The organism is Novosphingobium sp. (genome assembly GCF_049240505.1).
Taxonomy (GTDB): domain Bacteria; phylum Pseudomonadota; class Alphaproteobacteria; order Sphingomonadales; family Sphingomonadaceae; genus Novosphingobium.
Genome location: NZ_JBMLSM010000013.1, coordinates 1 through 9231, shown reverse-complemented (window position 1 = coordinate 9231; position 9231 = coordinate 1). Strand labels below are relative to the sequence as shown.

The following is a 9231-nucleotide window of genomic DNA, read 5'->3' as shown; positions in this document are numbered from 1 at the left end:
CCGCACTGGAACATGAAGTGTTCGCCATAGGGCGTGTAGCCGACCCCGCGATCCAGCGTGTTGCCAACGGGCGAGGCAATGGGACCAACCGTGGGCACGTCGATCCACAGGGGGATGTTGTTTTCTACCAGATAGTCCTTGAGCTGCTGGTAGGTAACGCCCGGTTCCAGAAGGCAGGTGCCAAGGTCCGCGTCCACTTCCAGAATGCGGTTCATCCGCTTCAGATCAAGCACCACCTGCCCCGGCGTGGCGGGTGCGGTCATGCCATAGCCCATGTTCTTTCCGGTGGAGACGGGCCAGAGCGGCTGCCGATGCTTGTTCGCGATGCGGACGATTTCCTGCACCTGCTCGACATTTTCCGGGCAGACCGCGCCAATGGGAACATGGCGGTTCAGCGGATCGGGGACATAGACCTTGGCGTAAGGCGCGACGGCCTCTTCATCGCCAAAGACCCATTCCGCCCCGACGACCCCGCGAAACGCCTTCATCGCGCCTGCAAAATCCGCCTTGGTCATGTGCGGGGCGAGCGGGGCAGGGTTCTGCGCCGATGCGCCAGTGCCAAGGCCGAGGCTGGCCGCGCCAAGAATGCCCGCGCCAATCAGGCCGCGACGGTCGAGGTTGAGTTCGCTCATTGCCCGTGCTCCTGCTTGCGGCTTGCGCTTTTTTCCACCCACGTTGCCAGCGCATCGAGTTCGGCAGGCGTCACTTCGGTCGGGCGGAAGGCCGGCATTCCGTTCTGGCCGTGGCGGACGATATATTTCACCGTTTCGGCAGGGATCGCCCGCCCAAGGATGATCGGCCCGACATTGCGACCGTGGCAGTAGCCACAGGTCTTCGCATAGATGGCATCGGGCGTGCGCGCGCCCTGCACTTCGCCCAGCTTCTGCGCGGCAAGCGCTGGCACGGCGCTTGAAATCAGTATGATAGCCGCAGCAAGGACATGGCCCTTGCGCGTTGCACCTGTCTTATCCGGCATCTCGTCCCTCCGGCCCGCGGCGTTTATGGCCGCTGCTTGTGGAGCCGAAGCTAGCGGCTGACCGGACGCGCTGCCACGGCCAGCCTTGCGCAGCGTTCCACGGTGCGAAACGCACGTGCGGCACGATCTTCACCGTTCTCTTATCCGACCTGCGGATGGCGCTGGCGCGCTGCTGTGCTTCTCCGGTGCCACCTGTTCCTGTCCATGCCGTAGCATTGGAGATGGGCGGCGTGACGGATTTGACGGGCGAAAGTGAATTCCGGCGCGGCTGGCATATCCTTCTGGCATCGATGCTGGGGATCGGTTGCGGGCTGGCGGCCATGCCGTTTTACACCGCAGGCGTGTTTGCCCCCCATCTGGCGCGCGAATTTGGCTGGTCAATGGGCGAGATCATGGCCGGGCTGACCATCACCACCGTGGTGGTCGTGGCAGCGGCCCCTGCTGCCGGCATTCTGTGCGAACGGATCGGCACGCGCCCTGTCGCCATCGCCTCGCTAGTGTGTTTTGGCCTTGCCTACCTCTCGCTGGCCACGCTCGACAATTCGCTGCCACGCTTTTACGCCACATGGGCCATCGGTGCCACGCTGGGGGCTGGCACACTGCCAATCACTTTTACGCGCACGGTAAATCGCTGGTTCGACAAGCATCGGGGCCTGGCCCTTGGGTTGGCGATGACCGGCACGGGGCTGTTCGGAATCACCTGCAAGCCGCTGCTGGCGTGGGTCATCGGCGATTACGGCTGGCGTGCAGGATATTTCACGCTGGGCCTGCTGCCGCTGCTTATCGGGGTGCCCATCACGCTGCTCCTGTTTCGCGAACCGTCCGAAGCGAAATCGACAGTGGACGGCGTGACTGCAAATGAGCCGACCGCCCTCACCGGTTTGACCCGCAGCGAAGCGGTGCGGCAGTGGCGCTTCTGGCTGATCGCCGCGATCCTTGTGCCGATTTCCTTTGCCCTGGCTGGCGCCGTGCCGAACCTTGAACCGATCCTGCTGGACCGGGGTATCGATCCGGCAACGATCCTGACGCTGACCCCGCTGATCGGCCTTGCCTCCATCGGCGGGCGGCTGATCGGAGGATGGCTGCTCGACCGCTTCTGGGCGCCGGGCGTGGCCTTCGTGCTGCTGGGAATGCCAATGATATCCTGCCTGATCCTTGCGGGCGGGCAACTCGATCCGGCGATGGCGAGTTTTGCCATCCTGCTGATCGGCTTTGCCTTGGGCATCGAATATGACGTCGTTGCCTATCTTACGTCGCGCTATTTCGGGATGCGGGCCTACGCGGGCATCTACGGCATATTCTATGTGTGCTTTTCAACCGGGGCCGGGTTCGGGCCGCTCGTGTTCGGGATGATTCGGGATCATTTCCACGATTTTGCCCCGGCATTGCAGATTTCCGCTGCAATCATCCCGCTTTGCGCCGCAGGATTCCTGTTTCTGGGAAAATATCCTAAACTTTCCTGACACTTACCTTTGTTGCGTCATTCATTTGACATATGTTTATATCATTATAACAATAGGCGCTGGCCGAATGCCACTCATGAGGGGAATGACATGACCAGCCGCCATCTGCTCCTAAGTTCGATGCTCGTTCCGATTGCCCTTGCAGCAATCCCCGCCCACGCCCAATCCGCGCCTCAGGCCGCCGACGAGGTTGTGCCCGAAACGAAGGGTCTGGAGGAAATCGTCGTCACCTCGCAGCGCCGCGCGGAAAAGCTGCAGGCCGTGCCGGTCACGGTTTCCGCCTTCAGCGAAGCGATGCTCGATCGCCTTGCCGTTGCCGACACGATCAGCACGTCGAAGTTCGTGCCCGGCATGATCTCGCAGCACAACGCGGGCCTTGCTTCGGCCAACGCCTACTTCCTGCGCGGCCTTGGCAACTCGCAATCGACCGCCACGTTCGATGCGCCGGTCACCACCTATGTCGACGATGTGTACATCGCGCGCCAGAACGCGAACAATTACGCCTTCTTCGATACCCAGCGCGTGGAAGTGCTGCGCGGCCCGCAGGGCACGCTGTTTGGCCGCAACACCACGGGCGGCGCGATCAACGTGATCATGCGCAAGCCTTCGGACACGGCAGGCATGAAGCTGGAAATGACCGGCGGATCGTATGAACGCTACACAGTAAAGGCCACCGCCGACCTGCCGTTGAGCGATGCTGTGCGCACCAAGGTTTCGGCCTTCATGGTGCAGGATCGCGGCTATTTGAAGAACATCACCACCGGCGAATGGCTGAATGGCGAGGAAAGCTACGGCATCCGTGGCGATGTGCGCTTCTTGCCCACCGATGCGCTGACGATCGATCTTTCGGCGGAATTCACCAGCAATTCCAGCACCTATACCGGCCTGCGCAATATCCCCGGCTCCAACCCTTATGTAAAGGGATCGACCACCCAGCCGGTGTTCTATGAAAGCGCATCGGGCCTGCGTCAGGTCGGCTGCACCGACGACAACGTATCGACGCTGCTGACCACCGAACGCGGCAACTGCAACCTTTCGGAAAACTTCGCGATCGGCGGCAACGTCAACTATGATCTCGAAAACGGTTCGCTGACCTATATCTTCGGCTACCGCCATCTGGATCAGGGTTACATCAACGAATACAATGCTTCGGCGGTGAACAAGTATGCCGGGTTCGTGCTGGCAGACAACGCCGTTCATGAACAGCACAGCCACGAGTTGAAGCTGAACTATTCGTTCGGTGACAAGCTCGATCTGGTGACCGGCCTGTTCTACCTGAAGGAAACTTCGGACGACCGGCAGACCAGCTTCTCTGGCGGCACCACCGCGTTCCGCCCGATTCAGGACGCGCTCTACAAGCACAAGGTTGAAACCGCTGCCTATTATGCGCAGGCGGATTTCCATGCGACCGAAAAGCTGACGCTTACGCTGGGCGGGCGCTATACGTGGGAAAAGAAGAACCTGAACTTCATCAGGTCCACGCAGTTCCCCGCGCTCTCCTATGGCGATTCTGCCGTCACCGCCTTTGGCATTCCGCTGGAACAGACGGTAAAGCGCTTCACCCCGCGCATCGCCGTGGATTACAAGTTCACGCCCGATGTGATGGTCTTCGCTTCGGCAACCAATGGCTTCAAGTCCGGTGGGTGGAACGGCACTGCTGCAGCCCCGCAGAACGCGGTGACTTTTGCACCAGAAAAAACGTGGTCCTACGAAGCGGGTCTGAAGTCCGAACTGTTTGACCGCAAGCTGCGCTTCAACCTGACCGGCTACTACGCACGTACAAAGGGTCTTCAGGTCACGGCAGGCGTGCCCAACTCGCTGGGCGTGATTGCCAGCTTGCCGTTCAACGCCGGCACGCTCGACGTTTATGGTGTGGAAGTGGAAGCGACGGCGAAGTTCGGCAATCTCAGCCTCTTTGCCAACCCTTCGCTGATGCACGGCGAATATGTCTACATCTCGCCCTTGGCCACCACGCTTTCCACCGCGCTGACCCCGGTTCGCGTGCCCAAGTTCCAGATGAGCAGCGGCGCTTCCTATGAAATCCCCGCTCCCGGTCTGGGCGGCTACTTCACGCCCAGCGCAACCTGGCGGCACAACTCGCCCTATTGGGTGGCCGTGCTGAACACGACGACGACGACGACCGAAGATTATGTGGACGCCGCCTTCAGCTTCACCGCCGATGACGACAGCTACAAGATCTCGCTCGAAGTTTCGAACCTGACCGATCAGAAGACGGTGACGGCGAATTTCCTCTCGCTGTTCCCCGGCGATCCGCGCCGCTACACCGCAAGGGTCCGTTTCAAGATCTGATCGACAAGCGACCAGTCATGACGCGGCGGGAATCTCTCCGTCCGTCATGGCTACTTTGAAAACCGATGCCCGCAGGTGCTTCTCGCCTCTGCGGGCTTTGGCACCCCATAAAGACGGTGGAGCAGGCAGGAATGAGCGTGATCGGCACGAAGATGGTCTGCGATGGCAAGACCGCCCGCCAGATTTTCGATGAAGTGATGGCCAACCCCGCGCGCACGAAGTTCGGCTTTGGGGAAAAGCTGGCGATCGTGAATGTCGATTTCCAGAACGCCTATACCCGGATCGATCGCTACAAGACCGCCTACGAAACCGATCCGCGCCAGATCGAACACACCAATACCATTTCGCGCCTTGCCCGCGATAAGGGGATGCCGGTGATCTGGACGCATGTGGCTTATGCCGAGGACGCCAGCGATGCGGGCGTCTGGGGCACGCGCACCAACACGCCGGATTCCTTGCAGAACATCAAATATGAATCCGATCGTCACGCCTTTGACGAACGGTGCGAGATCGACGCCGCCGATGCGATCTATACCAAGCGGATGCCATCGGCCTTCTTCGAAACGCCGCTGCAAAGCCTGCTGGTGTGGCACAAGGTCGATACCGTGGTGATTACCGGCGGATCGACATCGGGTTGCATCCGCGCAACGGCGGTGGACAGCCTGAGCCGGGGCTATCGCACCATCGTTCCCATCGAAACCTGCGCCGACAAGCACGAGAGCTATCACTTCGCAAATCTGACCGACCTTCAACTGAAGTATGCCGATGTCGAACCCGTGCAGACGGTGATCGATTGGTTGGAGGCGCGCTGATGCAAGAGGGCGCTGGCGATCCGGGCCTTTATGACTTCGCACCCTATCGCGGGCGCAAGCCAATTGCGTGGCCGGGCGGCAAGAAGGTGGCGGTGTGGGTTTCGCCCAACCTTGAATACTACGAGATAGACCCGCCCGCGAACCCGCATCGCAAGTCTTGGACCAAGCCGCACCCCGATGTGGTCGGCTATGCCCACCGCGATCACGCCAACCGCGTCGGCCACTGGCGTATGGCCGATGTGATGAGCAAACACGGCTTTCCCGGTTCGGTCAGCCTGTCGGTCGCACTGTGCCAGCACCATCCCGATGTTGTGGCCGATGCGAATGCGCGCGGTTGGGAGTTCTTCAGCCACGGGATTTACAACACCCGCTATTCCTATGGCATGGACGAGGCACAGGAACGCGCGATCATCGAGGATTCGATCCGCACCGTGCGCGATGCCACCGGGCAGACCATCCGGGGCTGGCTGGCCCCCGCGCTGACCCACACGCCGCGCACGCTTGATCTGATTGCCGAATACGGGCTGGAATATACCTGCGACCTCTATCACGACGATCAGCCGCAGCGCGTGAACACGGCCAGCGGCGATCTGATCTCGATGCCCTACAGCCTTGAGGTGAACGACCACTACGGGTTCTTCATCTACAACATGTCGCCCCGTGAATATGCGCAGACCCTGATCCGGCAGTTCGAGCGATTGGCCGACGAGCAGTCTGGCACCGTCATGTGCATTCCGCTGCACTCTTATCTGATCGGCCAGCCCCACCGCATCGGCGCATTCGAGGAAGTGTTGCGCCACATCGCCGCCGATGGCCGCGCTTGGATCACCCGCGCGGGCGACATTGCCGATGCGTGGAGAAGTGCGCAGCCGGGAGACGCCGCATGAGCCTTGATCCCGGCTATCTCGAATATCCGCGCCGCCGCCTTGGCTACGATCACGATCTCTATGCCTATTCGGCTCTGCCCACCCGCAAGCCTTTGGCCTGGCCCGAAGGCAAGGGCGTGGCGACATGGATCGTCGTCAGCCTTGAATGGTTTCCGATCACGCCTTCGGACACGCCGTTCCGCGCGCCGGGGCACATGCAGACGGCCTACCCCGATTACCGCCACTATACCGCGCGCGAATATGGCACGCGCATCGGGTTCTACCGGTTGCTCGATGCCTTTGCCAAAGCGGGCGTGCAGGTTTCCGTCGCGGCGAACGGCGCCATCGCGCAGCGCTATCCCTCGGTCATCCGCGATATCGTGGACGCCGGGCACGAGATCATCGCCCATTCAACCGACATGAACGGCACCATCGCTTCGACCCTGCCGGTAGACGACGAACGCGCGCTCATCCGCGACAGCATCGCCGCCCTGTCTGACGTGATGGGCAGCGCACCGCGCGGATGGCATTCCATCGCACGGTCGCAAAGCTTTGCCACGCCCGATCTGCTGGTAGAAGCGGGCATCGAATATTGTTGCGACTGGGCCAACGACGAAGTGCCGTGGACTTTCGCCAACGGTCTGGTGAACCTGCCGCTGAACCACGAACTGTCCGACCGGCAGATCCTGAACGTGCAGCAGCAATCGGTAGACAGCTATGCCGAGCAGATGTGCGATGCGCACGACTGGCTGGCCGCAGAGGCGACCGCTGGCGGCGGGCGGCTGCTGCCGCTGCACCTCACGCCCTATATCATCGGTCTGCCCTATCGCATGGACGCTTTCGAGCGCCTGCTGGCCGACCTGAAAGCCCGCCCGGCCACATGGTTTGCGCGCGGGTGCGATATTCTCGATTCCTACAGGAGCCAGATGTGAAAGCCTATGAACTCGGCCCCCAGAACGGGCTTGAATCGCTGAACCAGACCACGCGGCCCGATCCGGTCGCTGGCCCCGGCGAAGCGGTTCTGAAAGTCCGCTACGTGTGCCTGAACAACCGCGACCTGCAGATTCTCGAAGGCCGGTACGGCACAAAGAAGGCCGAAGACCGCATTCCTTTCTCCGAAGGTGTGGGCGAAGTCGTTTCCGTAGGCGAAGGTGTGAGCGGCATCGCCGTGGGCGACCGCGCGACGCTGGCGCACTTCGTTTCGTGGATCGATGGTCCGTTTGAAATGCGCTATTTCGGCGTAGACCTCGGCACCAGCCTTGATGGCTGGATGGCCGAATACGTAAAGGTGCCTGCCGCCGCGCTGGTGAAGATTCCCGACGCGATTGCCGATGAGCAAGCCGCCCCGCTGGCGGCTGCTACGCTGACGGCGTGGCACGCGGTGGTAGAGGTCGGCCAGGTGCGCGCAGGTGATCTTGTGGTGGCGCTTGGCACCGGCGGCGTGGCGATGGCCGCGTTGCAGATTGCCAAAGCCAACGGCGCATTCGTGGCCATCACGTCATCCAGCGACGAAAAGCTGGAACAGGCGCGCAAGCTGGGCGCAGACTACACGGTCAACTATGCCACACACCCCGATTGGGCTGCCGAACTGCAACGCCAGACCGGCGGGCGCGGTGCAGACATCGTGGTGGAAACCGGCGGGCAGCACACCCTGCCGCAATCGATCAACGCCTGCGCAGTCAATGCCCGCATCGTCATCATCGGCGTGGGTTCGGCGGACGGCCCGCTGCCCAATTACGGCGGCATCATCGGCAAGAACATCACGCTGAAAGGCATTGCCGAAGGCAGCCGGGCCATGCTGGCCCGCATGGTCCGCGCGATGGAAGCAACCGGCTTTGCCCCAGTGGTGGACCGCGTGTTCGATTATGATCAGGCGCTGGATGCCTGCCAGTATCTGAAGTCCGGTTCACACCTTGGCAAGGTGCTGATCAAGGTTTCGTGACACACAAGCGGGGCCGTGACACGCGGCCCCGCCAATCAGGCCGACGTCGGGTTCTGCAAATCCAGCCGGATGTGGAACCGGTCTGACCGGTAGTGCGCATAAGTGCGCAGGAACGGCACGTTGTTGCGGTCATACACTGTGCGCGTGATGCGCAGGATGGCCGACATCGGCTCTACGTTCAGGGCTTCGACCAGCGATGGATCGGCCAGCATCGCGCCGATGGTCTGTTCAGCCCGTTCGGCGTGGAAGCCTGCTTCGTCGAGCAGTTTCAGCAGCGGCGCGCGGGGCAGCGTGCTTTCCGAAATGACCTGCGCCAGATCGCCGCGCACATAGCTGACGATATAGCCCAGCGGGATACCTTCAAGACAGCGCACGCGCACCGCGCGGATGACGTCTGCGCCTTCATCGATCTGCAGCGCGTTGGCGATGATGTCGGTCGCCGGGCGGCGCTCTACCGAGATGACGTTGACCGTGGTGCCTTCGCCCAGCGCCATCAGGCTGTCCACGGCCTGATCGATGTTCGCCTCGATCGGTTTGGCCGGTGATTTGAAGATCACCCGCGTGCCCAGACGGCGACGGCGTTCGACATAGTGCTGGTCGGCCAAATCATTAAGCACCCGCCGCGCGGTAATGCGCGAGACGCTGTAATGTTCGGAAAGCTCCTGCTCCGTGGGCAACACGCTGCCAAAGGGGCGCTGGCCGCACAGGATTTCGTCACGCAGGCTGAGGTAAATCTGGTGGTAGAGCGGCACCGCCCCTTCACGATCGAGCACGATTCCTCCCCCGCTTGCCGTGCGGATACACGAAATGACGAATTTTCGATACCCACCCCCGCACGTAGGGGGTCGGCCACCCATAGTCA

General features: G+C 61.7%; 9 protein-coding genes. 6 read left to right on the top strand and 3 right to left on the bottom strand.

What is annotated here, in order from left to right; translation table 11 throughout:
* A partial coding sequence (locus ACOVQ0_RS01600) for an FAD-binding oxidoreductase (RefSeq protein ID WP_421879313.1) occupies positions 1–632 on the bottom strand: 632 nt, incomplete at its 3' end.
* On the bottom strand, positions 629–976 hold the full coding sequence (locus ACOVQ0_RS01595; protein ID WP_421879310.1) for a c-type cytochrome: 348 nt from the start codon (positions 974–976) through the stop codon (positions 629–631). The genes ACOVQ0_RS01600 and ACOVQ0_RS01595, both read right to left, overlap by 4 nt.
* A 38-nt stretch (positions 977–1014) precedes the next feature.
* On the opposite strand from ACOVQ0_RS01595, the gene ACOVQ0_RS01590 reads away from it, so the two are divergent.
* The 6 genes from ACOVQ0_RS01590 to ACOVQ0_RS01565 all read left to right on the top strand — a co-directional run bounded on the left by ACOVQ0_RS01590 (position 1015) and on the right by ACOVQ0_RS01565 (position 8369).
* Positions 1015–2439 carry an MFS transporter gene (locus ACOVQ0_RS01590; RefSeq protein WP_421879307.1) on the top strand — a complete coding sequence of 475 codons (1425 nt, stop codon included), beginning with the start codon at positions 1015–1017 and terminating at the stop codon, positions 2437–2439.
* A gap of 90 nt (positions 2440–2529) precedes the next feature.
* Positions 2530–4749 carry a TonB-dependent receptor gene (locus ACOVQ0_RS01585; RefSeq protein ID WP_421879304.1) on the top strand — a complete coding sequence of 740 codons (2220 nt, stop codon included), beginning with the start codon at positions 2530–2532 and terminating at the stop codon, positions 4747–4749.
* A 131-nt stretch (positions 4750–4880) separates the two neighbouring features.
* Positions 4881–5561, top strand: coding sequence for an isochorismatase family protein (locus ACOVQ0_RS01580; RefSeq protein ID WP_421879302.1), 681 nt, complete (start codon positions 4881–4883; stop codon positions 5559–5561).
* On the top strand, positions 5561–6448 hold the full coding sequence (locus ACOVQ0_RS01575; protein ID WP_421879299.1) for a polysaccharide deacetylase family protein: 888 nt from the start codon (positions 5561–5563) through the stop codon (positions 6446–6448). The genes ACOVQ0_RS01580 and ACOVQ0_RS01575 overlap by 1 nt, the downstream gene beginning before the upstream one ends.
* Complete coding sequence (locus tag ACOVQ0_RS01570; RefSeq protein ID WP_421879296.1) at positions 6445–7359, top strand: polysaccharide deacetylase family protein; 915 nt, start codon at positions 6445–6447, stop codon at positions 7357–7359. Before ACOVQ0_RS01575 ends, ACOVQ0_RS01570 begins: the two co-directional genes overlap by 4 nt.
* Entirely contained in the window at positions 7356–8369 is a 1014-nt protein-coding gene (locus ACOVQ0_RS01565; protein WP_421879293.1) for a zinc-dependent alcohol dehydrogenase family protein, read from the top strand. Before ACOVQ0_RS01570 ends, ACOVQ0_RS01565 begins: the two co-directional genes overlap by 4 nt.
* 35 nt (positions 8370–8404) lie before the next feature.
* Here ACOVQ0_RS01565 and ACOVQ0_RS01560 read toward each other — a convergent pair whose 3' ends face one another.
* Positions 8405–9142: a GntR family transcriptional regulator gene (locus ACOVQ0_RS01560; RefSeq protein ID WP_421879291.1), complete on the bottom strand. Its 738-nt coding sequence runs from the start codon at positions 9140–9142 to the stop codon at positions 8405–8407.
* Positions 9143–9231 lie beyond the last annotated feature (89 nt).

Bases quoted from the DNA above. Each gene is read 5' to 3' on its own strand.
- ACOVQ0_RS01595 (WP_421879310.1), bottom strand. From the start codon at position 976: ATGCCGGATAAGACAGGTGCAACGCGCAAGGGCCATGTCCTTGCTGCG.
- ACOVQ0_RS01585 (WP_421879304.1), top strand. From the start codon at position 2,530: ATGACCAGCCGCCATCTGCTCCTAAGTTCGATGCTCGTTCCGATTGCC.
- ACOVQ0_RS01580 (WP_421879302.1), top strand. From the start codon at position 4,881: ATGAGCGTGATCGGCACGAAGATGGTCTGCGATGGCAAGACCGCCCGC.
- ACOVQ0_RS01575 (WP_421879299.1), top strand. From the start codon at position 5,561: ATGCAAGAGGGCGCTGGCGATCCGGGCCTTTATGACTTCGCACCCTAT.
- ACOVQ0_RS01570 (WP_421879296.1), top strand. From the start codon at position 6,445: ATGAGCCTTGATCCCGGCTATCTCGAATATCCGCGCCGCCGCCTTGGC.